The sequence below is a fragment of the Novosphingobium sp. KN65.2 genome (genome assembly GCF_001368935.1).
GTDB lineage: Bacteria > Pseudomonadota > Alphaproteobacteria > Sphingomonadales > Sphingomonadaceae > Novosphingobium > Novosphingobium mathurense.
This window is the reverse complement of sequence record NZ_CCBH010000135.1, coordinates 95,720-117,818: the sequence shown is the minus strand read 5'-3', so window position 1 is coordinate 117,818 and position 22,099 is coordinate 95,720. Positions and strand designations below refer to the sequence as shown.

Sequence of the window (22,099 nt, the reverse complement as noted above, 5' to 3'; positions counted from 1 at the left end):
CCTCAGCGCCGATCTGTGAGTCATATCTACCGAGCCTGATCGACGCCAGAAGGGAACGCGGCTCATTGCCGCTACTTCCCTGCCGCCGCGTCGCCACAGCCCCACGCTACCTCAGACGTTGTCGTTGGCGATACGCACTGGCTTCAGAGAATCGAGAATTTAACGATCGCCCTCTCTTTGCGCAGGAACGGGAAAGCCATGCAGGCAGAGCCATCATGCATGGTTGGGCCGGTCCTCGATCGAGCAGAATGAGCTTCTCCGGGCGTTATATACACCTCCACCTTTCATGCAAAGATGGGGCCTTCAAAAGCCGCGCAAATACAGTGATTTATAATCGCCGTCGATGCAGATGTTGCTTTTTCGCACTACACTGGACGGATTCCTGAGTCCTCATTGACAATGCCCGGTGTGGCCAATAGTTGGGCTAAATCGAATTAGCGTTCCTGTTTTAAACGCTATTGGCTGCAAGAGATGGCCACACGGCAAGGGAGATGTGCATGAGGTTGAATCTACTTCTTATTTCTGTATCCGCGTTGGCAATGCCCGGTGTGGCCTTGGCGCAAAATGCTTCCGACGATGCGCAGAACGAAGCGGGGCTCGGCGATATCATCGTCACCGCGAACCGTACCGCTTCCGACGCGCAGGACACCCCGATTGCGCTCAACGTATATTCCGGCGACGCCCTTCGCGATCAGGGAATCAACTCGATCCGCGACCTCAGTGCGATCGATCCCAGCGTCAACATCTCCAACAACGCCGGCGCGGCCTATATCGCGGTGCGCGGTATCGCTTCTACCGACACCACCGAAATCGGGGATCCGTCGGTCCCGATTGCACGGGACGGATTCTATACGAACCGTTCCTTCTCGATCAATTCTTCGATGTACGACATCGAACGTATCGAAGTCCTGAAGGGTCCCCAGGGCACCCTCAACGGACGCAACTCGACCGGCGGCCTTGTCAGCATCATCACCAAGCGCCCGGAATTCCGCAACGGCGGATACAGTTCGGTCGAAGTCGGTAATTTCGGCACCTTCAACGGCGAAATGGGCGGCAATCTGGCCGTGACCGACAGTCTGGCAGTGCGTGCGTCGGGCACGTTCATGCACCATGACGGATATCGCGATCTTGACGGTCCTGCCCGCGAAGGCGATGACGAAGACTTCGCTTCGGGCCGCATCCAGGCCCTCTACCAGTCCGGCGGTCTCACCGCCTGGGCTTCCTACCAGCACGATTCCCGCAAGGTGAATGGTGATGCCTCCCTGGCGGTGCCCCTTGGTAGTCCCAAGCCCGATTTCAGCGATCTGGCGGCATTCCCCAATACAGCTCCGATTTCGACGGACGTTGTCGGCGATCGCTTCCGCTGGGAACTGTCCTACGATGCCGATTTCGGCATCAATTTCATCTATTCCGGCGGTTACGACAAACAGAGCTGGCGCAACGTGCTCGATGCGACCGGCCCGGTTTATCCGGCCAATCGCCAGTTCCGCCAAAGCGAGAAGCCCGAAACCTGGAACCATGAGTTCCGCGTCAGCAATGATCCAGCCAACCGCGTTTTCTTCCAGGCAGGCTATTTCCGCTTCCAGGAGACAAACACAGTCGATTCCGGACTGTTCAACCGCGAGATGACCGGCCTGTTCGATCCCGAAACCGGGTTCCTGGCAGGCGCACCCAATGCCGACCAGTCCTTCCGTTACGGCATCAAGTTCGATTACCGCATCAAGACCCGCTCGCAGGCCGTGTTCGGACAGATCGATTTCGACCTCACCGATCAGCTCGAGCTGAGCGTCGGCGGGCGCTACACCTGGGACAAGAAGACCCGCGTCGGTCAGGCAGTTCTCAACCTGCCCGCGCTGGCCTTCCCGCTTTGCGCGAACGACTTCCCCGCAGACGGCTCGTGCCCGCCGTTCCTGCTGACCACTCCGGGCAACGGCAAAATCAGTGACAGCCAGCCGACCTGGCATGTCGGCCTGAATTACCACCCGACGCCGGACACGCTGATCTATGCGAAGTACGATCGCGGGTACAAGTCGGGCGGCTTCAATTCCAACGGCAGCAGCGCTTCCGTGGACTACGGTCCCGAGCAACTCGACGCCTTCGAATTCGGCACCAAGAACTCGCTGTTGGGCAATACACTGCAGGTCAATGCCGCGGCATTCTACTTCGATTACCGCGGTTACCAGGCCTCGCAGAACTCGGATGCACTTAATGGAGGTGCCGGCGTCTTCAACGTGGGCAGCGCCAAGATCTACGGTGTTGAAGGCGAAGTGAAGGCTCTGCTCGGACAGAATACACGTGCCGGGGTCAATGCTTCATGGCTCCACACCAAGTTCGGCAAAAACATCATCGTCAACAATGGCGACGACGTTCCCTTCAATATCGGCGGCAACGAACTGCCCAATGCGCCGAGCTTCACGGCTACTGTATCGCTCGACCAGGACGTGCCGCTTTCGAGCGGGAAGGTCACGGCGCATGTCGACGGCAAGTATTCCTCGGACTTCTACTATTCGGTCTTCAACTTGCCGGACGTGGAATCGAGCAGCTACTTCATAGCCAACGCCTCGCTCGGCTATGCTTCCGTCAATGGTTGGAAGATCCAGGCCTATGTGCGCAATATCTTCGACAAGAACATTCTGTCCTATGCAGCGCAGAACTTCGTGGCCAACAACAATACATACCAGTTCCAGCCGCCCCGCACCTATGGCATTCGTGGCAGCGTAGAATTCTGATGATCTGAAATTCCGGCGGCCGTAGCTTTCGGTCGCCGGAAAGACAGCCAGATACGAATACCGATCTAAAATTACAGGCGGCGCAGCGAATATGGCTGCGCCGCTTTTTTTCGGTCCAGGGTTATTGACGCCAACTCGCTTCTCTGAGCGCGATCGGGCGATCAGAACATGGCGCGTATGCCCACCACGGCAGAAACATCGGAAGCCCCCTCTCCCGCCGCGCGGGCGATGCGGGCGGTTTCGCCGAGCTTGCGTTCCCAGTTCACGCCAATGTACGGTGCAAGCGAACGGTTGGCATCGTAGCGCAGACGCGCGCCCATCTCTACCCGTTCGAAGCCGGCTCCGACACCGATCTCCGGCACGTCCTGGAAGGCGAAGTCGAATTCGACTTCAGGCTCGAGCACCAGCACCTGAGTCAGGCGCTGGTCATAGGAAGCCTTGCCCCGGGCGTGCACGTCGCCCTTGTCGGATACGAGCAACTGCCCTTCGACCTCGAACCAGTAAGGCGCAAGCCCCTGGATACCCAGCAACGCATAAGTGCGCTGCGGATCGGGACGAAAGTCATGCCGAGCCCCGACCTGCAGATTGAACCAGGGGTCGAGAGCATGGCGCCAATAGGCTGCGACCTCGATGCGTTCCGCAGCTTCGCCGAAGGTGCCCTCTCCTTCGCTGGCAACGACGATCCGGTCGATATCGCCGCCGTACCAGGCTTCCCCCTCCCAGCCATAACCGTCCTTGCCGTCCTTCATACGATAGTCGAGGCGATCGACCTGGAGCGCGAGCGTAGAGAAGGCGGAATGCTTCAACAGCGCATCGCGCGCCGCCTGCATCCGGTCCTGGGGGAAATAGCGGTCGGCAGGATGATCGGTCGGCACTTGGGGTGGCGGCGCCTTACCCGGCTGATCGACAACTTGCGGCGCGGACATCGTGTGGCCGGCGTGGGCCGAATGGTCCTCACCCATGGGCATGTCCATCGGCATGTCCTGCATATCATGCATCGCATGGTCGCCGGCGGGCATGGCCTCGCTGCCTTCCATCGGCATGTTCATGCCGTTCTGATCCTCCACGGATCCGTGCATGGAATGATCCATGCTCCCATGGTCCATCTGCGAATGGTCCATGGGCGCTTCCTGCTGCTGTGCCGCAGCCATTTCCGGCGAGAGCAGGGCGATGACAAGTAGCGATGCCGAAGCTGCCGTGCGGATCGAGAGACGGGCCATCATGCCGCCTCCCCCTCATCGCGAACCGTGACGATGCGCATCATCCCGGAATGCATGTGCAGCAGCATGTGGCAGTGGAAGGCCCAGTCGCCCTCCCCGTCTGCAGTCAGGTCGAACGACACTTTCCCGCCCGGCAGCACATTGACGGTGTGCTTGCGCACCCGGTGCCCGGGCTCGCCGCTGACCAGTTCGAAGAAGTGACCGTGCAGGTGGATCGGATGCGGCATCATCGTGTCGTTGATGAGGTTCACGCGAACCCGTTCGTTGAGTCGGAACGGAATCGGATCGGGGCCCTCCGAAAGCGCCTCGCCGTCGATCGACCACATGTAGCGTTCCATGTTCGCCGTGAGATGGACGTCGATTTCCCGGCTTGGGGTGCGCGGATCGGGATTGGGATCGAGCGCGCGCAGATCCGCATAAGTCAGGACGCGGTGGTCGACGTTTTCCAGTCCGGTCGGCCGATCCGCAAGCCGGTCGACCGGCATCGGCGAAAGCGTCGCCACGCCCGGCCCCATCTTCACGCCGGGCGCGACCGAGGGATCGCGCATCGACATGGAATGCCCGTCCATCGATTCATTGGCAGGCTTGCTCAGGTCGATCATGCCGCCCTCACCCATATCCATCCCGGACATGTCCATGCCCATGTCGCGCATGGTGAGCAGCGGCCTTTCACGCAGCGCCGGAACCGGCGCCACAAGCCCGGGCCGCTGCGCCAGCGACGCGCGTACGAGGCCGGAACGGTCGATCGCCTCGGCGACAATCGCGTAGCTGTCCGCCTCACCCGGCTCGACGATGAAATCGTACGTCTCGGCGATCGCGATCTGAACTTCATCGGTTTCGATGGGCTGGACGTGGTTGCCGTCGGCCGCGACGACCTTCAGCGGAAGGCCGGGTACGCGGAAATTGAAGTTCGTCATGGCCGAGGCATTGATCACCCGCAACCGGACCTTCTCTCCGGGGCTGAACAGGCCCGTCCAGTTTTCCTGTGTGCCATGGCCATTGATCAGGAAGCTGTAGGTGGAGCCGGTCACGTCCGAGATGTCGGTCGCATCCATGCGCATTTGCGCCCATTCCAGGCGATCGGAAAGGCTCTGGTCCTTGCCCGCCAGCAATCCGGCAAGGGTCTGCTTCTGGCGGTTGAAGTAGCCGCCCATCATCTTGAGGCGCCGCAATTGCTCATGCGGATGCATCGGGCTCCAGTCCGACAGGACCAGAACATGCTCGCGGTCATAGGCAATCGGATCGGGACCGGCCGGATCTATGACGATGGGGCCGTAAAGTCCGACGGCTTCCTGCATCCCGGAATGGCTGTGGTACCAGAATGTGCCGGAATGGACGATCGGGAACTCGTACACGAACGTCTCGCCCGGATCGATGCCGGGGAAGCTGACGCCGGGTACCCCGTCCATCTGGAAGGGAAGTAGCAGGCCGTGCCAGTGAATCGAACTCTGTTCCCGCAAGGTATTGGTCACGGCAAGGCGTACATTCTGCCCTTCGCGCAAACGCAGGAGCGGTGCGGGCAGCGTACCGTTGACGGTAATCGCATGGGCCGAACGGCCGCCGGTCGCGAAGTGGCTTTCGCCGATCTGGAGCGCAATGGAATCGCCCGAGAGCGTGCCGAAGCCTGCCGTACCCGGGGTGCCGCTGCGGGCCCAGGCGGGTGTCATTGCGGAAAGCCCAAGGCCCCCGGCAAGCATACCGGACAAGGCAAGGAAACGGCGGCGGTTGAATGGATCGAGAGCAGTCATCGCCGATAATACGCAGATCCGGCGCTCACCCCTCAAGCAATTGCGACAATTTCTGGCGAGCCCGGTAAATTCGGGTTTCCACCGCCTTGCGGCTGATACCGAGGACTTCGGCAGCCTCGTCCTGCGTCATGTCTTCCAGCGAACATAGCAGCAGCGGTTCCTTGAGGTTGGCCGGCAGACTGGCAATCGCCGCGTGGATTCTCTCCACGCCCCGACGCGATGACAGGGCCTCCTCCGGGTTCTCCTCGGGGTCGGCAATGTCGATGGCATCGTCGATCGGCACGGCGAAGGAAAAGAACCGACGCACCGTTCGCCGCCGGGCCCAATCATGGCATTTGTTACGCGCGATGCGCAGGATCCAGGCGCGGAAAGGACGCGTGCGATCATAGCGGTTGAGAGCGAGGAACGCGGCGACAAAGCTCTCCTGGGTGACGTCGAGCGCGTCACTTTCGTTGCCGGTCAGGCCATGCACGAAACGGAACACCGCCTCTCGGTGGTGTTTCATGAGGACATCGAATCCGGACTGACGACCGGCAAGGGCAGCTGCCACCGCCGATGCATCGTCGCCTTGACCGACCCTATCTTTTCCGGTTTGCCCCCCCTGCCCGGACACGCCGGATCATTCCTCTGGCGGCGTGGTCAGGGCGTGCGCAACAGCGGAATCAAACCGCCTGGCCTGTTCCGGCCGGAGCACGGCGCGCATGGAGAATACATGCCGAAGCGTCGCCTTCTGCAACTCGCCCATCGCCATATGCGATTGGTCGACCGCCTTCTCGACTGCCGGACCATACGTATGCTCACGCTCGATCGCCTCTGCCAGCTGCGCATTGGCCTGACGCAAGCGCCCGTCGAGCAGCTTGCGCCTTTCGGCAAAATCGTGCTCAAGGCGATCAATCTGCGCTTCCTGTGCCGGATCGAGATCGAGTTCCTCGTGCAGCACGGCATGAAGCCGGCTTTCATGATTGTCACCCGCGCGCAGCTTCTGACCGATCAAAAGAGCGGCCAGCGCTGCAAGAAAAGCCAGGGCAATGGCAAGAAGGTAGCCGCGCAGGCCGGCCATGATCAGGAAACCAGCAAGTGCGAAGGCGCGGCCGCGGGTAGACCGAGGAGCGGATCCTCATGTCCTGTAGGTGCACCCGGCATTGCCAGCCCGCCCCACAACCCGATCAGTCCTGCAACCGCACAGGCAAGCGCGATGCCGCGCCGAGCCACCAGGCGCTCGCGCGCTGTTTTCAGCCCGGCCATGACCGAATTCTCCAGCGCGCCAAGCCTGGCTGGCACAGGTTCGTCCCGCAATTGGGCTATGAACCGTTCGAGATCGTCCATTGAGTGCTATCCTGAAAAACTTTCGCTTGCACGGCTATACGCAGCGGCACTCGATTTCCCTCATCAGGGTGAAAAGTACCGCGATCTGAATTTGCCTACTTCTTGTGGCCTCCGCCATTCTTCTCTGATTAGTATGTTAATGGCACCGAGATCATCGGTCAGTCGGCTCCATCCTGCGACCGGCGCTTGGCATAGCTGACGACGAAGGCTTCCCATACGCGCAGCCATTCGGTGTCAGTGCGCAGCTTGGCGATTCCGGGAAAGCCAGCCCTGAAGGCGTCCGCCATGGTATCGACTGACCAGGGTTGTCCTTTCTCGAGACCGATCTTGCGAAATGCAGCTTCGCGTGTACCGAAGCTCAGGCTGCCTTCTGGAAAGGCTCGGAGTTCTTCGGTCAGTTGCGGTGTTTCCCGGCGGATCTTCCGCTCGAGAGCGACCGATGATCTCGGTGCCTTTTCCGGTGCGGCAGCCCCGACCAACCGCAGGTGCGGCCCGACCAGCTTGCGCTCGAGCGGGGCCGGAGACGGGTGAAGCACGACCTTGCGGCCCGAGAGATCGACATTGGCGTTGGGATAAACGGCTGAAACCAGCTGCATTGTCTCGCGCACGGTCTGGCGGAACCGTTTGGAATCCGCGCTGTTGCCAAGATGGCGTGCGAGTTGGTCCCAGGAGATGGTTTGGCCCTTGTTGCTCGTAATGCGCGGCAGGCGGTAAGCCAGATAGGTATAGAGATCGAGCGCAGTAGGCGTGCCCTTCAATTCCCGGATTGCGATCTCGTTCAGAGGCACGGCGTGTTCGATCAAGTGGCTGTAGAACGCCTCCGACATGCGAATTTCGCGCGCAAAGGCACCGTTCTTTTCAAGCGAGCCTGCATATTCGTTCGAGATCTTCACATCGCGCACGGCAAAGGCATTGTCGCCCGCTTCTGTGCCATCCCATCGGATCTGCCATTCACAGGCCAGCAAGCGGTCCACCTGCTCGCGCATACGGTTGGCAGTACCGCGCGGTCCATATGACACGGTCTGATAGCCGAGCCGACGCATCCATTCGGTGAAGTTGCGACCGAGATAGACGTCACGTGAGCGCTTCGTGACGGCTTGCGAAAGCAGGTAGATAAGCGCGACACGTGGATAGGCGCCATAGGGAACACCAAGGCTCCTGAGCACCGGCTTGCCATCGACAGTCTGCAGGACAGGCCGCGGATTGATGGCCAGAGCATACTTTCCGTCTTCGCGCAGGATGGGTTGCGTCTCATCCTTGGGCCGCTTTGTGGGCAATGACATCGCGCAAAGCGCCGAGTGGAGGAAGGCCGGAACCGGTTCCTCGTCCTGAACGCGCAGAAAGGCATCCATCGTGAGCTGTGTGCCGGCAGTCTTGGCCAATGAGCGGACACGGTCCTCACCGCCATCCAGCATGGCCAGAGCATATTGGTGCCCGATCGGTTTGCTCGTATCCCCGCTCATGTCGCCCATCCCTTCCCGAATCCGGGGCCTAAGGTCCTTATGTAACAACAGCTTTGATCAGGATTGGCAAGCAGGTTGGCAGTTTTGGCGTGTTTTCGCGGTTGAAACCTACAAATCGACCGATGATCTCGGTGCCCTTTCCCCGAGGCACTGCAAAAACCCTCCCAAACCCATTGAAGCCGATTCGCGAATCGGATTTTGATTAGGGATTCTTGTAATAGGTATGCGCTCCGAGATCATCGGTGGCTATGGCACTGAGATCATCGGTAAAGCGCACGCTCATCATCGGTTGGCACCGAGATCATCGGTTCAGGTATAGATCGGGCCTCCTTCGTCACGGATGGGCGGAAATTTCGACTCGGAACGATTCGATTGCGGGGCAAACGGCACGGAGATCATCGGTCGGCTACCCCTGCCCTGCCCTGCCAAACATGGTCAGGAAGCCTTTTGGCACGGAGATCATCGGTGAAGTTGTAAGATTGATGGACGTTCATTGCTCGAAACTTGCAACGAGGCTACTGTGCGGCCTCAATCTCACAAGTTGGTGTATATGGCGACACATCCCAGTCTTGAAATTCAGGCTGACGACCTGACCAATGATGGCCTTGGCCTGCTCCACAGGAAAGCCCTGACGATCCTGAAAAGGATCAGGGACGGTGCTCTCGATCCGGAAACCGGTCACAAGGTCGGGCCCTCCTATCCCATTTCAAAGGCGGCCTCGCTCGTCGGACGAACGGCGTCAGCCATTCGTGAGGCCGAGCGTGACGGGAGGTTGCCGCCGCGTGACCGGACGGCCTCGGGGCACCGCGTACAATATACCCTGCAGGAACTCGACCACATGCGCGAAGTGTTCGGGACGCGGCCATGGCGCGAACCGACCGACACGCCGGCGATTATCTCGGTATCTAATTTCAAGGGCGGCGTGGGCAAGTCGACGATCGCCCTGCACCTTGCCCAGCACTTCGCCATTCGCGGCTATCGCGTCCTGTTCATCGACTGCGACAGTCAGGCAAGTTCGACCATGATGTTCGGCTATCGGCCCGACGTCGACCTTGGCGAGGATGACACTCTCTATGGTCACTTCCATAATCCGGAACTGCTCGGCGTGCGTTCGATCATCCGCAAGACGCATTTCTTCGGGCTCGACCTGATCCCGGCGAACCTCAAGCTCTATAATCTGGAGTACGAGATCGCGGGCTACCTTGCGCAGCACCAGAGCTTCGACATCATCGACCTCATTGCCCAGGCGATCGACAGCGTCGTCGACGATTATGACATCGTCATCATGGACCCGCCGCCGGCGCTGGGCATGGTTTCAATGGCTGTGCTTCAGGCTGCCAATGCGATGGTCATTCCGATGCCGCCGAGCGTCATCGACTTCGCCTCGACTGTCTCGTTCATCGACATGGCGCGCACCACCATGCACCAGCTTGAGAAGCTCGGTGGCAGGGTGAAGCCAGCTTATAATTTCATCCGGCTTGTGGGCAGTCGTGTCGATGACAGCAAGTCGATGCACCGCGAGATCCTGTCGATGATGCGGCAGGTGTTCGGCGGTTCGATGATCAATTCCGTGCTGAAGACGAGCGCGGAAATCGACAATGCCAGCTCGCGCATGAAGACGGTTTTCGAGCTCGATCGGCCGGTCACGTCGCACGAAGTGCACAACCGCTGCGTCAAGTTCCTTGGCGACGTCTGCCATGACATAGAGCAGGATGTTCTGCGCTCGTGGGAGAGTCGGGCGGAGCAATTTTCGTGATCGGTTGCCACGTGGCAACTGCGGGGCAGGGGGCTGCAAAAGCCAGCCTGCACGATGAAGGATGCCTCGCTCAGGCTGGCTTGAAGTGGGCTTGGGAAGAGGATCGGAATGGGCTTGTTGCCACGTGGCAACCGGCTCGTGAGAACGGCGGCGGAAGACAGGAAATGCATCATGGCTAAAGGCAATCGCGGCTTCGGAAGCAGCCTCACCGAAGGCTTGGAGGATAGTGAACTGGATGTCTCGGCGCCGGCTGAGAGCATCATGGCAAGCCGCAGCCAGACCCTCGCGCGCCTTGCGTCGGGCAAGGTTGTGACCGACCGGACCGAATGGGTCGACCCGGCACGCTGCAGGCCCTGGCGTCTCCACAATCGCGACATCGATCACCTCAATGAGGAGACCTGCCGCGACCTGATCGATGCCTTCCTCTCCGCCAAGAAGCAGCGCATCCCGGCCATTGTCCGCAAGCTTCACGACGATCCGGAATATGACTACGAGATCATCGCCGGTGTGCGCCGTTGGTGGACGGTGCAGTGGCTGCGCGAGCATCATCATCCCGAGTACGAGTACCTTGTCACCATCCAGCACGTCTCCGATGAAGAGGCCTTCCGGGTCTCCGATATCGAGAATCGGTCACGCAAGGACATCTCCGATTGGGAGCGCGCGAATGAATATCTGCGCGCGCTCGACGAGTTCTACGATGGATCGCAGAGCGAGATGGCCGAGCATCTCAAGATCTCCCGCTCGTGGTTGACGCGCTTGCTTGACGTGGCGCGTCTGCCGAATGAGATCGTGAGTGTCTTTGCCGACACCCATGACATCACGGTCCGCGTCGCACGCGACCTCAAGCCACTGACCGGCGATCAGCGCGCGCTGGGTCTGATGGTCGCAGAAGGTCAGGCGATCATCGCTGAGCGTGACGATCTGGGCGTGAAGTTGACCGGTCCCGAAGTCGCCAAGCGATTGGTGAAGGCGACGGTCGCGACGTCGAAGAAGGGAGCGCAGGAGGAGCTGGTCAAGACACGCAAGGGCAAGCCCATGCTGCGCTACGCTCGTCCGGCAAGAGGCGGGCTCAATGTCAAGGTGCTGCCGCGATCGGGCGCGACGACCGATGAAGTGCTCGAGGCCATTCGAAAGCTTCTCGACGCCTGACTGGCGTTACTTTCAGTGTCGCTGAAGGGGCAGGACGCAATCCTGCCCCTTTTCGTATCGGCAGTGACTGGAGGACCGATTTTGCAGGTTTGGAGCCGTGACGGACGGCTTTCTCGCGAAATTCCGCTTCAAATGGCCTGTGGGGCGGGGGCTATCCTCTGATAACCCTTGGGTCGCGGCGGCCATGTTTTTGCGTTCTGCGGGCTTCTGTGTCGCCTAAAAAATAGGCAGATGGCCCAGCAGGCCATGCGCAGCTCTCAATCTGCCCATGTTGCAGCGCTGCTGCTTAGCACCCATCCTCGCTCTGACTTCGTGAAGTGCGGCGAAGCAATTCGTCGATGGCATCCATGGAAGATTGGAATTCGTCGATCGCCTGAGATGAGAACGCAAAGTCTTCCGCGTCTTGTGCCGCTTGAGCATGGTTCACCTCCTGTGGAGCGAAGCGGAACATGGTCGCTGCATTACGAGAGGTCTCACCTTCGACAAGGCCCGCTTGCACAAGCGTGGACATAATCGTGCGAACGCCCAGACGTGAGGCACCGATCACCCTCTCGATCTGGACGCCGCGCAGGATGCCAAAGCCTGCGAGATAGAATGCGACATCCCCCGCGCGGCCGTTGGAGCGGCGGTTCTGCAGCTTGTCGGCAATGCAGCGGGCATCCCTGATTGCATCCAGGAGGCGACGATCTAGAGACCAAAGCGCGTCGCGCAGGGCAATGAGGCTTTCCCTGTTGCTGCCGGAAGGCCGGGCGATAGAAGGCATGTCATCGTCGAAGGGATCGTTATGCTCTGTCGCGAAAGTCAGCAGGCCGGGCAGGGGGGCGGAAATAGGAAGGCCGTGTTTGGGGGCCAGGTAATTGCCGGAGAGGATGTCCAGCGCCCAGCGCGAATGGGTCTGCTCATTGACTTCCACCGCAACGGCCGATCGCGGCCCCTTGATCAGTTCGATCCCGCGCTCCTGCCTGGCAAAGCGTAGCGATTTGCGGGCAGCCGAAAAAAGGGCGGACACGGGCGCGAAGGGAAGGTCCGTATCGCATGGCTCGATAGCGTCCACCACAAGCCTCGCCTCAGCCAGCAAGGCATTGGTATCCTCGTGCCCTTCGTTCCGCTCAAGGTCTACCGGGGCAAGGAATGCTCTAGCCATTCTCTCCGAAGCCTCGGCGAGATGGGACCAGGGATTGTGCCGGAACTCGGTCAGGATTGCCTGGCAAAGGGCGCGGGGAGGGCGCAGCTTGTGTGCCGAGACGTCTGATAGTGTGCTGAGCCCGGCGAACCAGTCGAAGAAGCGCTCGTCGGTGAAGGAATGACCTTCCTGTCGCAGTGCAGTGACAAGGCTTTCGCGGATCAGTCGACCGGCGAGAACGCACATGGCGCCGTCATTGGCCTGTGAAACCGCTGCCTGTATCCTCCCAAGATACAGGGCTGAGAGCACCGCAGGGTCCTGTTCGGGGGGGCAGGCTTCGGAATCGGGCATAAAAAACTCAATAAATCATAGATTTAATAACAATGTATAGTAAATCGAAAATTGCTATACACCCTCTCGGACTCAATGTCATCGGCCAACGGAACGCGCGGTGGGGGCGTCTTCAATTCGCTGTGCTTCCCCGCAGGGCACGCAATTCTGCTTCGATGGTGTCGATGATCTTCTCCGGTCCCGCCAAAAGGTGTTCTGCATGGTGGGCCGCCGTCCATCCGATCGTCCGCTTGTCGGGAAATCCTGCAAGGCGCGGCCGCGCGACGCCTTCGTGGACATAGCATTCGGGCATGACGGTGAGCCCGAGTCCTGCGGCCACCATTTCGAGAACACGTTCGTCATTGGTGGAGCGTAACGAGAAGTGGGGTCTGACACCGCTCTCGGTGAAATGCCGGCTGATATCGGACAGGGCCTCGCAATGGCGGCGCACGATCATCACTTCATGGACAAGCTGTCCCGCCTCGATGGCCTCTGCACCGGCAAGGGGGTGATCTTGTGCCATGGCCAGTGCATAGCCTTCGGTCAGGATGCTGCGTTCGAGAAAGCGGTCGGCGCCTCTTTCGACCAGCGTCAGAGCCAGGTCGATGCGGCCTTTTGCAAGCTGGCTGGTCAGTTCCCTCTCGCTGCCGAACAGGAGTTCGAAGCGATACATCTCCTGCGGCCGGACCCTGGCGATGGAGCCGGCAATGACGCGAGCCGGGATGGTTGACAGAACGCCGAGCCGGAGCGAGGGCAGGGCGCTTGCCGGTTCCATTGCCTGTTGCGCCAGATTGAACTCGCGCTCGATCCGCCGGGCGTGCGCCAGAAGTCGCGAGCCGGCGTCTGTGAGTTCCACGCGCTGGTTCGAGCGAACGAACAGCGCGTGACCGAGGATCCTTTCCAGCTTGGCAATGCCGACGGAGAGCGTTGGCTGAGAAACATTGCAATGAGCGGCTGCGCGGGAGAAGTTACCCTGGTCGACGACGGCGAGGAAATAGCGAAGCAGGTAACGATCCAGCATAAGCGGGCTCCGGGAGGCAAGCGTTTTGCGCTATAGATAATGCCAATGCAGTCGTTGAGGTAGGTTCAATTTTTCCTATGCACTGAACCGCGCTATCAGGAACGCCAAGGAGAGACGCAATGACCGATTTCGATTTTGCCCTCGGTGAAACCGCTGACATGATCCGCGAGAGTACGTGGCGCTTTGCGACGGATCGCATTGCCCCGCTTGCAGCGGAAATCGACGAGAAGGACTGGTTTCCGCGCGAACTCTGGCCGCAGATGGGCGAACTCGGCCTGCACGGTATCACGGTTGAAGAGCAGTGGGGCGGGCTCGGCCTTGGTTATCTCGAGCATGTCGTTGCGCAGGAGGAAGTGGCGCGCGCTTCGGCCTCGATCGGCCTGTCATACGGCGCGCATTCGAACCTGTGTATCAACCAGATCCGGCGCTGGGGCAATGAGGAGCAAAAGGCGCGATATCTGCCCAAGCTGATCTCCGGCGAGCACGTGGGCAGCCTGGCGATGTCCGAGGCAGGCGCAGGTTCCGACGTCGTATCGATGAAGCTGAAGGCCGAGAAGAAGGGCGACCGCTATGTCCTGAACGGCACCAAGTTCTGGATCACCAATGCCACTTATGCCGATACTTTGGTCGTCTACGCCAAGACCGGCGAAGGATCGCGCGGCATCACGACGTTCCTGATCGAGAAGGACTTCAAGGGCTTCTCGATCGGACAGAAGATCGACAAGGTCGGCATGCGCGGCTCCCCCACGGCGGAACTGGTCTTCGAAGACTGCGATGTTCCTGAAGAGAACGTGATGGGCCCGGTCGGCGGCGGTGTCGGTGTGCTGATGTCGGGTCTCGACTACGAACGTACGGTTCTGTCCGGTATCCAATTGGGCATTATGCAGGCCTGTCTCGATGTCGTTCTCCCCTATGTCCGGGAGCGCAAGCAGTTCGGCAAGCCCATCGGGGCATTCCAGCTGATGCAGGCGAAGATCGCCGACATGTACGTCGCGCTCAACAGCGCTCGGGCCTACGTCTATGCGGTCGCGCGCGCTTGCGATGCGGGCAGGACGACGCGCTTCGATGCCGCCGGGGCGATTCTGCTGGCGTCCGAAAATGCCATGAAAACCGCGCTTGAGGCGGTGCAGGCGCTGGGCGGGGCAGGCTATACCAAGGATTGGCCGGTTGAGCGCTTCATGCGCGATGCCAAACTGCTGGACATCGGTGCAGGCACCAATGAAATCAGGCGCATGCTGATCGGTCGTGAACTGATCGGCGCCTGACCGGGGCGTATCCCCGGCAGTATCCCGGATGCGGAGAGTGGCATGAAACTGCGTTCCCTGTTGTTCGTACCGGCTGACCGCCCCGAGCGTTTCGGCAAGGCTGCGGCGAGCGGTGCGGACGCGCTGATCCTCGACCTTGAGGATTCGGTCGCGCCCGAAAAGAAGCAGGTCGGACGCGAAGCGATCGCCGAGTGGCTTGAAGGTGATCGCAAGGTTCCGACTTTCGTGCGCGTCAATCCGCTCGACGGCGATCTGACGACCGATGATCTCGGTGCCGTTTTGCCTGGCAAGCCCGATGGGATCGTCCTGCCCAAGGCGGAAGGGGCGTCGAGCGTGCGCCGGCTTGTCGCCCTGATGGAGACGCAGACCAAAGGGACGGGGGCTCTTGCGCCGATCCTGCCGATCGCCACGGAAACGGCCGCAGCGGTGTTCCAACTCGGCACTTATGGTGAAGTTGCAGAACGTCTCGCCGGCTTGACCTGGGGGGCGGAGGACCTGCCCGCCGCCATCGGGGCAGCGACGTCTCGCGAAGAAGACGGCAGTTATACCGCTCCTTACGAAATGGTGCGCAGCCTGTGCCTGTTCGGCGCCCATGCCGCGCAGACCCGCGCAATCGAGACGGTGTTTCCGCATATCGATGCGCCCGATGCTCTTGCTGCATATGTTGCGCGGGCCCGGCGGGACGGGTTTACCGGGATGATGGCGATCCATCCGGCACAAGTGGAGACGATAAATCGCGGTTTCACGCCGAGCGAAGCAGAAGTTGTTCATGCCCGCGCTATCGTCGAAGCCTTTGCCGCCAATCCCGGTGTCGGGGCACTCAAGCTCGATGGCAAGATGGTCGACAGGCCGCATCTCGTTCAGGCACGCCGCATCCTCGATCTCGTCTGAACCGGCCCGAGGGGGCCCGGGCAATCTCAGGTCCTACGCAGGGGGAGTTGCATGGTGGCCAGCATGGCCTCCTGAAGCAGGATCGGGAAATCCTTGTTCTGGATCAGGAAGGGACCGGGGCGGTTGATGATCGTGTTGTTCAGCACACCGTACATCACCTGGAAGGCGAATTGGACCTGATCCGACCTGACCTGTTCCTGATCGATATCCGGATGGGATTGCACGCGTTCGAGGAAGGCATTGGCAAGGCTGTTGGCATTGCGCCGGAACGGTTCCCATGCCTCGGGCGAATCGAGGCTGACCTTGAAGGCGGAACGGAAGAAGGTTTCCTGTTCCTGGAAGCGTTCGACTTGCCTTGCCATCAACTTGGGCAGGATTTCCTCGAAAGGCAGGGTGCGCACCATGCTTTCGAGCATGGGGCCCGATTCGGCGGCGGCGAAGATCATAACCGCCTTGAAAAGCGTGACCTTGTCCGGAAAGCGCGAGTAAAAGGCGCCGGTTGAGCAGTCCGCCGCAGCGCAGATTTCGTTGATGCTGACATCGTCGAACGGGACCTTGCGCGCGATCCGCAGTGCCTCCTGGATCAGTCGATCGCGCAAGGTCCGACTGCGTGCCTGAAGTGTCGGAATCACCCCGACTTTCGTCAGGTTTTCCTCGATATCGAAATTCGCTGCCCCTTCAGCCATGCAGCGTGGGATCGCCGATCCGGGCGTCCTTGTCCAGCCAATTGAAAACCGAATGAGACTCGCATTCGTATTGACGCCACCTCAGACTCGATGATAGATCCCCGGCAATCGGCTCAATGCCGCGTCCGATTGTGGAGGAGAGGAATTCGATGTTTTCCGAATTACGCATGCCTGTGCTGAACCGTCGCACCATGCTGCGCGCCGCAATGGCGCTGACTGCTGGTGGCCTGATCGCTACTCCCGCCATGTCTCTGGCAGCATCGACCACCGCACCAGACACCAAGAGTGCGAAGGGCGCGAAGCTCGTTCTGCTGGGCACCAAGGGCGGTCCGCGCGTGGGTGGCAAGCGCTCAAATCCGGCGAACGCCCTGGTCGTGGACAACAATGTCTACGTCATCGACACCGGCATGGGCGTGACTTCGCAGTTCGTGAAGGCGGGGCTCAATCTCTCCGACATTCGCGCGATCTTCATCTCGCACATGCATTCGGACCACGAGCTCGAATTCGGCAACCTGGTCTACAACATGTGGGCCGCAGGCGTCCTGCGGCGTCCGGTCGACGCCTATGGCCCGGCGGGCATGGAGGCGCTGGCTGCGGATTACTGGCACCTCAACCGAGAGGACATCCGCATCCGCATGGCTGACGAAGGCAAGGCTCATCCCGATACTCTCCTTCGCGCGCATGATTTCCGCCAGAGCCAGGGCACAGTCATGTCTGCAGACGGTGTGACGGTTACCGCGTTCACGACACCGCATCCGCCCATGGAAAACCTCGCCTACCGGTTCGAGACGCCTTACGGTTCGGTCGTCTACTCTGGGGACACTGCATACAACCCGGCCCTGGCCGACTTCGCCAAGGGCGCAGATGTCCTGGTTCACGAAGTGCTTTATGTCCCGGGCGTGGATGCCCTCGTGAAGCGGGCCAATGGCACGCCCGAATTCCGCAACCACCTGCTCGAAAGCCATACTTCGGCAGAGCAGGTAGGCATGATCGCCAAGCGCGCAGGCGTGAAGAAACTGGTGCTGAGCCACTTCGTGCCCGGTGACATGGAATGGATCACCGACGACATGTGGCGCGACGAAGTCGCCAAGCACTACAAGGGCGAGATCGTGGTGGGTCGCGACCTGATGGAAATTCCCCTCGGATGAGAAAAGCCAGGGACATGACGAAGCGTAACCGGATACATCCGCTGCGCGATCGAAGCCTGTCCGCGGCACTCCTGTTCGGTCTCACGGTACCGGGCTGCGCTTTCGCAGCCACGACCGGAGACGACCGGCAGGCGCCTGCGCAGCCGATCGCCGATGCGACTCCCTCGAATGCCAAGGCCGCAGCCACGCCGTCGGTGCGTGACCCGCTGAAGTCGCCTTACCCTGCACCAGCCGATGGGCAGGGGCCGCGCACGGGGCCGAACTACACGATGCTGCGCGGCGCGGAGGATTGGCGATTCCTGGCCAATCCCAAGGCCAAGCGCGATTGGGCTTCCCCTCTCAAGTACATTCCGCTTGATGGCGACGGCGGCATTTCCCTGTCGCTCAACGGCGACCAGCGCACCAGTGTCAGCGTGGCGACGCGCCCGGTACTCAAGGATTCGGCAGATCGCATCGAGGTTCTCTCGCGCACGACCCTGGGCGCAGACCTCAGGATCGGCCCGGCCGTGCGGGTCTATGGCGAACTCGCCTCTGGTCATATCTTCGGCAAGAACGAGACCCGTCACGTCGCCAACTTCGAGAACGATCTCGTGGTCCAGCAGCTCTTCGCCGAGGTGCGTGCTCCAGTGGCATCGGGCGTGGCGCGCGTCACGATCGGCCGGCAGGAATTCTTCGACGGTCCGCGCTTCATCATCAGCCCGCGCGACAACCCCAACATCCGCGTCTCGATGAACGGTGCGCGGCTCTCCGTGGACTGGAAGCGGTTTCGCTTCAGCGCGTTCTATTTCGAGCCGACCGATCCGGGCAAGGGCTTCCTCGATGACGGCATCGGCAATGGCGAAACCCTGACCGGTGCCTACGGCAGCTTCCTGCTCACCGGCGTGGGCAATGCCGCGAAGGGCCAGATCTTCTTCGATCCGTTCTATTACCATTTCGAGGATACCGACCGGAAACTCGGCGTGATCAGCGGCAAGGACCGGCGCGAGACTTATGGCGCGCGACTCTGGGGTTCGCGCGGTAACCTGTCCTTCGACTGGACGGCGATCAAGCAGGACGGCCGCTTTGCCGGTCGGCGTGTCGATGCCTGGGCGGTGAGCACCAACCAGTCGGTCGGGCTGGGCAAGGGCAAGTCGGCGCCGCGGCTGGGTTTTCATGCCGATTATGCGTCGGGTGGCGGAAACTATGACACCGCCGGTAAGGTCGGCTCGTTCAATTTTCTCTACAATGCCACGGTGATCTTCAGCGATGACAACTTCGTCGGTGCGATCAACACCATGGGCATTGCGCCCACGATCAGCTTCTCCCCCACGCGCAAGCTGCAAGTGAGTGCCGAATGGGGATCCTACTGGCGCCCGGACGAGAATGACGCGGCGTATCGCGGGAATGCGCAGGCCTATGCCGGTACCCAGAACGTTGCCGGAAAGCACGTGGCGAACATCGCACGCCTCAAGGCCAACTGGACTCTCAACCCTCACGTCGCCCTGGCCGGCATGATCAACTATGTCGATGCCGGAAAGGTCTTACGTCGCGCAGGTTATGGCGATAACCTGTTCGTGAAGACGATGTTGACCTTGCGGTTCTGATGCCGTGACCGGTCCGGTATTCCTGCTTGCCATGCCGGCCGGAGTGCTGGGCCGTTTCCCGTCGGCAGGGCTGCTGGCGGGAGAGGTGTACCGGGTGATCCTAGGCAAATTCCATGGCGTCCAACTCATCCTGGGTTGCGCCATGGCCCTTTTCGCGGGCGGTTTTGCATTCCAGACATTGAGCTTCTCAATGCCCGGGCTGGTGCGCGACTGGAACCTGCCCGAAGGCCTGATCGGGCCTCTTCTCAGCGCGGCCATTTTCGGCCTCTTGCTCGGCTACCTTTTCATGGCACCCCTTGCCGACCGGCTGGGACCGCGCGCCGTGGTCTGCCCGGCCATGCTGGGCCTTGCCGCCTCAACCGGGATATGTCTCCTCGCCCCGAATGTCGAAGTCCTGATCCTGGGGCGGGTTCTTATCGGCATTGCCATCGGCGCGGCGTTCCCTTGCGCGGTATCGGCGGCCAGCCAGCACGGCATGCAGCGTTGGCGCGGCGCAAAGGTCGTCGGGATCTATGTCGCCTATTCGTTCGGATTTCTCGCTGCCGGTTTGGCAAGCGGCTGGCTGGTTCCCCTGCATGGCTGGCGTGCGGCCTGGGGCCTGACCCTTCCGGCCGCGTTGATCGCTGCGGGACTCTTGTGGGATGCGCTTCCCGCGCGTCTGCCCCACGCGCCGCAATCGCGCCCGCTCGCTTCCCTGTTCGCCTCGGACCTGCGGCAGGGCACTTTGCTGTTCTGGCTGATGTGCTCGATCGGGCTCGGTCTTTTCTATGCCGTGCAGGGGTGGCTGCCTCTGCTCTCCGCACGCGAGGGCATGAATTATGCCAATGCCGTGACGGCTGCGAACCTGTTCACCGTGGGCAATGCCGTCGGCGCCGTGCCGATGATCTGGTGGGCTGACCGCATGGGGCCGTTCCGGGCGCTTGTTTGCGTAAGCGCAATCGGCCTTGCCGGCATCGTCCTGTTGGGGCTGAGCACGGGAGAGGGGGGCAGGCTGTTCCTGCTTGCCGCAGTGCTTGCCGGCATCGGTATCGGTGGCGGGCAGAAGGGCATGATTGCGGCTGCATCCCAGTTCTATCCCCCCCGCTTGCGTTCGACGGGGATCGGCTGGGCCCTTGGCCTGGGCCGGTTCGGCGCGCTTTGCGGACCGTTGCTGATCGGTTTCGTGACGATGCACGACGTTGCCGGCGGCACGGCCCTGCTCAGCCTGGCGTTTCCGGTGCCGGTGATCATGCTCGCCGCCTTCTGGCTCGACAGGACATATGGCCGGATCGACCGCGCCACAGACAATCAATCGCCCCGGCATGCGATGCCTAACGATCAAGTGAGACGATGACCAAAGACCCCCAGTCCATCCTGTCCCAGGGCGCGATGCGGCCGCTCCAGATTGCGGCCGTGGCCCTGTGTATCCTGCTCAACGCGCTCGACGGCTTCGACGTGCTGGCGATCAGCTTTGCCTCTCCGGGCATCGCCAGTGAGTGGGGCATCGACCGTGCCGCCCTCGGCCTTGTCCTGTCGATGGAACTGATCGGCATGGCCGCCGGCTCGCTGGTGCTGGGTAACGTTGCCGACCGCATCGGACGTCGTCCCACCGTGCTGGGCTGTCTGGTCATCATGGCCGGCGGCATGGGCATGGCGACGTTGGCCAATTCGGTCATCGAACTGTCGGCGATACGTCTCGTCACCGGGCTTGGTATCGGCGGCATGCTTGCCTGCACCAATGCTCTGGTCGCCGAGTTCTCCAATGACCGTCATCGCAATCTCGCTGTCGCAATCATGGCGGCGGGCTATCCGATGGGTGCGATCATTGGCGGCTCCATCGCGACCAACCTGCTCGCGGATGGACACTGGCGCGACGTGTTCACCTTCGGTGCGATCATTACTGCAGTGTTCCTGCCGATCGCATGGCTTCTGCTGCCGGAATCGATCGGCTATCTGGCGCAAAAGCGCGGCCCCAATGCGCTTGAGCGGATCAATGCGACCTTGCGGCGCTTCGGTCACGAGATCGCGCAGGCATTGCCACCCGCCCCCGAGAAGGCGAGCAAGGTATCGGTCGCGCAGCTCTTCGCACCGGGACTGGCGCGCGTCACCATCGTGCTGACGCTCGCCTATTTCTGCCACATCATGACCTTCTACTACATCATCAAGTGGATCCCGAAGATCGTCGTCGACATGGGTTACGTCGCTTCGAAGGCAGGCGACGTGTTGGTCTGGGCCAATGTCGGCGGCCTGCTCGGCGCCGCGCTGCTGAGTGTGCTCACTTACCGCTTCGGCGTTCGCGCGCTGGTGATCGCGGCAATGCTCGCATCGACCGTGCTCGTTTCGCTGTTCGGGCAGGAACAGGAAACGCTCACCGGGCTGGCAATCGTGGCTGCGGCCGCCGGCTTCTGCACGAACGCGGCGGTGGTCGGTCTCTATGCCCTTTTCGCCAAGGGTTTTCCCACATCGGTGCGGGCCGGCGGTACCGGCTTTGCTATCGGCATCGGCCGTGGCGGTGCCGCGCTCGGGCCGATAGTGGCCGGCCTGCTATTCAACGTCGGACTGAGCCTTGGCCACGTATCACTGCTCATGGCGATGGGGTCGCTCATTGGAGCCGGGGCGCTGCTGTTTCTCAAGGAGCAGGGTGAATAAATACGGCTGGGCCCGGCGATCCTCCTTGCGGAG

Annotated in this window: 18 protein-coding genes; 9 read left to right on the top strand and 9 right to left on the bottom strand. The window is 61.1% G+C overall.

Annotated elements, in window-relative coordinates; all coding sequences use genetic code 11:
- The first annotated feature begins 548 nt into the window (after window positions 1-548).
- Entirely contained in the window at window positions 549-2,729 is a 2,181-nt protein-coding gene (locus tag SPHV1_RS06195; protein ID WP_197277662.1) for a TonB-dependent receptor, read from the top strand.
- Window positions 2,730-2,890: 161 nt separating this feature from the next.
- Here SPHV1_RS06195 and SPHV1_RS06190 read toward each other — a convergent pair whose 3' ends face one another.
- From SPHV1_RS06190 to SPHV1_RS06165, 6 genes are all read right to left on the bottom strand, one after another.
- Window positions 2,891-3,949 (bottom strand): copper resistance protein B, encoded by a 1,059-nt coding sequence (locus SPHV1_RS06190; protein ID WP_054945176.1) that lies wholly within the window; start codon window positions 3,947-3,949, stop codon window positions 2,891-2,893.
- A complete protein-coding gene (locus SPHV1_RS06185; RefSeq protein WP_079730532.1) occupies window positions 3,949-5,697 on the bottom strand; it encodes a copper resistance system multicopper oxidase in 1,749 nt (582 codons plus the stop codon). The genes SPHV1_RS06190 and SPHV1_RS06185 overlap by 1 nt, the downstream gene beginning before the upstream one ends.
- 25 nt (window positions 5,698-5,722) lie before the next feature.
- Window positions 5,723-6,202: an RNA polymerase sigma factor gene (locus SPHV1_RS06180; protein ID WP_231634548.1), complete on the bottom strand. Its 480-nt coding sequence runs from the start codon at window positions 6,200-6,202 to the stop codon at window positions 5,723-5,725.
- Between the two features lie 114 nt (window positions 6,203-6,316).
- Window positions 6,317-6,757, bottom strand: coding sequence for a periplasmic heavy metal sensor (locus SPHV1_RS06175; protein ID WP_054945156.1), 441 nt, complete (start codon window positions 6,755-6,757; stop codon window positions 6,317-6,319).
- Window positions 6,758-6,759: 2 nt separating this feature from the next.
- A complete protein-coding gene (locus SPHV1_RS06170) occupies window positions 6,760-7,023 on the bottom strand; it encodes a hypothetical protein (RefSeq protein ID WP_054945155.1) in 264 nt (87 codons plus the stop codon).
- Between the two features lie 158 nt (window positions 7,024-7,181).
- Window positions 7,182-8,486 carry a replication protein RepA gene (locus SPHV1_RS06165; RefSeq protein ID WP_054945174.1) on the bottom strand — a complete coding sequence of 435 codons (1,305 nt, stop codon included), beginning with the start codon at window positions 8,484-8,486 and terminating at the stop codon, window positions 7,182-7,184.
- A gap of 550 nt (window positions 8,487-9,036) precedes the next feature.
- Between SPHV1_RS06165 and SPHV1_RS06160 the strand changes: the two genes are divergently transcribed.
- Both SPHV1_RS06160 and SPHV1_RS06155 read left to right on the top strand, forming a co-directional pair.
- Entirely contained in the window at window positions 9,037-10,242 is a 1,206-nt protein-coding gene (locus SPHV1_RS06160; RefSeq protein ID WP_054945154.1) for an AAA family ATPase, read from the top strand.
- A gap of 171 nt (window positions 10,243-10,413) precedes the next feature.
- A complete protein-coding gene (locus SPHV1_RS06155) occupies window positions 10,414-11,391 on the top strand; it encodes a ParB/RepB/Spo0J family partition protein (protein WP_054945153.1) in 978 nt (325 codons plus the stop codon).
- Between the two features lie 286 nt (window positions 11,392-11,677).
- Here SPHV1_RS06155 and SPHV1_RS06150 read toward each other — a convergent pair whose 3' ends face one another.
- The gene (locus tag SPHV1_RS06150) at window positions 11,678-12,865 is read right to left on the bottom strand and encodes a hypothetical protein (protein ID WP_054945152.1); all 1,188 of its coding nucleotides are present in this window, start codon (window positions 12,863-12,865) and stop codon (window positions 11,678-11,680) included.
- A 112-nt stretch (window positions 12,866-12,977) separates the two neighbouring features.
- On the bottom strand, window positions 12,978-13,865 hold the full coding sequence (locus SPHV1_RS06145; protein ID WP_054945151.1) for a LysR family transcriptional regulator: 888 nt from the start codon (window positions 13,863-13,865) through the stop codon (window positions 12,978-12,980).
- A 119-nt stretch (window positions 13,866-13,984) separates the two neighbouring features.
- On the opposite strand from SPHV1_RS06145, the gene SPHV1_RS06140 reads away from it, so the two are divergent.
- The gene (locus SPHV1_RS06140; protein ID WP_054945150.1) at window positions 13,985-15,130 is read left to right on the top strand and encodes an acyl-CoA dehydrogenase family protein; all 1,146 of its coding nucleotides are present in this window, start codon (window positions 13,985-13,987) and stop codon (window positions 15,128-15,130) included.
- Window positions 15,131-15,172: 42 nt separating this feature from the next.
- Entirely contained in the window at window positions 15,173-16,021 is an 849-nt protein-coding gene (locus SPHV1_RS06135) for a CoA ester lyase (RefSeq protein ID WP_054945149.1), read from the top strand.
- A 26-nt stretch (window positions 16,022-16,047) separates the two neighbouring features.
- On the opposite strand, the gene SPHV1_RS06130 is transcribed toward SPHV1_RS06135, so the two are convergent.
- The gene (locus tag SPHV1_RS06130; protein WP_054945148.1) at window positions 16,048-16,707 is read right to left on the bottom strand and encodes a TetR/AcrR family transcriptional regulator; all 660 of its coding nucleotides are present in this window, start codon (window positions 16,705-16,707) and stop codon (window positions 16,048-16,050) included.
- Window positions 16,708-16,856: 149 nt separating this feature from the next.
- Here SPHV1_RS06130 and SPHV1_RS06125 point away from each other — a divergent pair, with 149 nt between their 5' ends.
- The 4 genes from SPHV1_RS06125 to SPHV1_RS06110 are packed head-to-tail and all read left to right on the top strand — an operon-like array spanning window position 16,857 to window position 22,066.
- Window positions 16,857-17,855 (top strand): MBL fold metallo-hydrolase, encoded by a 999-nt coding sequence (locus SPHV1_RS06125; RefSeq protein WP_197277661.1) that lies wholly within the window; start codon window positions 16,857-16,859, stop codon window positions 17,853-17,855.
- A gap of 14 nt (window positions 17,856-17,869) precedes the next feature.
- Complete coding sequence (locus tag SPHV1_RS06120) at window positions 17,870-19,438, top strand: alginate export family protein (RefSeq protein ID WP_231634547.1); 1,569 nt, start codon at window positions 17,870-17,872, stop codon at window positions 19,436-19,438.
- 4 nt (window positions 19,439-19,442) lie between these two features.
- Complete coding sequence (locus SPHV1_RS06115; protein WP_231634546.1) at window positions 19,443-20,771, top strand: MFS transporter; 1,329 nt, start codon at window positions 19,443-19,445, stop codon at window positions 20,769-20,771.
- Window positions 20,768-22,066 carry an MFS transporter gene (locus SPHV1_RS06110; RefSeq protein ID WP_054945147.1) on the top strand — a complete coding sequence of 433 codons (1,299 nt, stop codon included), beginning with the start codon at window positions 20,768-20,770 and terminating at the stop codon, window positions 22,064-22,066. The genes SPHV1_RS06115 and SPHV1_RS06110 overlap by 4 nt, the downstream gene beginning before the upstream one ends.
- Window positions 22,067-22,099: the final 33 nt, after the last annotated feature.

Bases quoted from the DNA above. Each gene is read 5' to 3' on its own strand.
- SPHV1_RS06175 (WP_054945156.1), bottom strand. From the start codon at position 6,757: ATGGCCGGCCTGCGCGGCTACCTTCTTGCCATTGCCCTGGCTTTTCTT.
- SPHV1_RS06155 (WP_054945153.1), top strand. From the start codon at position 10,414: ATGGCTAAAGGCAATCGCGGCTTCGGAAGCAGCCTCACCGAAGGCTTG.
- SPHV1_RS06180 (WP_231634548.1), bottom strand. From the start codon at position 6,202: ATGAAACACCACCGAGAGGCGGTGTTCCGTTTCGTGCATGGCCTGACC.
- SPHV1_RS06190 (WP_054945176.1), bottom strand. From the start codon at position 3,949: ATGGCCCGTCTCTCGATCCGCACGGCAGCTTCGGCATCGCTACTTGTC.
- SPHV1_RS06125 (WP_197277661.1), top strand. From the start codon at position 16,857: ATGTTTTCCGAATTACGCATGCCTGTGCTGAACCGTCGCACCATGCTG.
- SPHV1_RS06120 (WP_231634547.1), top strand. From the start codon at position 17,870: ATGACGAAGCGTAACCGGATACATCCGCTGCGCGATCGAAGCCTGTCC.
- SPHV1_RS06165 (WP_054945174.1), bottom strand. From the start codon at position 8,486: ATGAGCGGGGATACGAGCAAACCGATCGGGCACCAATATGCTCTGGCC.
- SPHV1_RS06110 (WP_054945147.1), top strand. From the start codon at position 20,768: ATGACCAAAGACCCCCAGTCCATCCTGTCCCAGGGCGCGATGCGGCCG.
- SPHV1_RS06150 (WP_054945152.1), bottom strand. From the start codon at position 12,865: ATGCCCGATTCCGAAGCCTGCCCCCCCGAACAGGACCCTGCGGTGCTC.
- SPHV1_RS06145 (WP_054945151.1), bottom strand. From the start codon at position 13,865: ATGCTGGATCGTTACCTGCTTCGCTATTTCCTCGCCGTCGTCGACCAG.
- SPHV1_RS06135 (WP_054945149.1), top strand. From the start codon at position 15,173: ATGAAACTGCGTTCCCTGTTGTTCGTACCGGCTGACCGCCCCGAGCGT.
- SPHV1_RS06130 (WP_054945148.1), bottom strand. From the start codon at position 16,707: ATGGCTGAAGGGGCAGCGAATTTCGATATCGAGGAAAACCTGACGAAA.
- SPHV1_RS06160 (WP_054945154.1), top strand. From the start codon at position 9,037: ATGGCGACACATCCCAGTCTTGAAATTCAGGCTGACGACCTGACCAAT.
- SPHV1_RS06140 (WP_054945150.1), top strand. From the start codon at position 13,985: ATGACCGATTTCGATTTTGCCCTCGGTGAAACCGCTGACATGATCCGC.
- SPHV1_RS06185 (WP_079730532.1), bottom strand. From the start codon at position 5,697: ATGACTGCTCTCGATCCATTCAACCGCCGCCGTTTCCTTGCCTTGTCC.
- SPHV1_RS06170 (WP_054945155.1), bottom strand. From the start codon at position 7,023: ATGGACGATCTCGAACGGTTCATAGCCCAATTGCGGGACGAACCTGTG.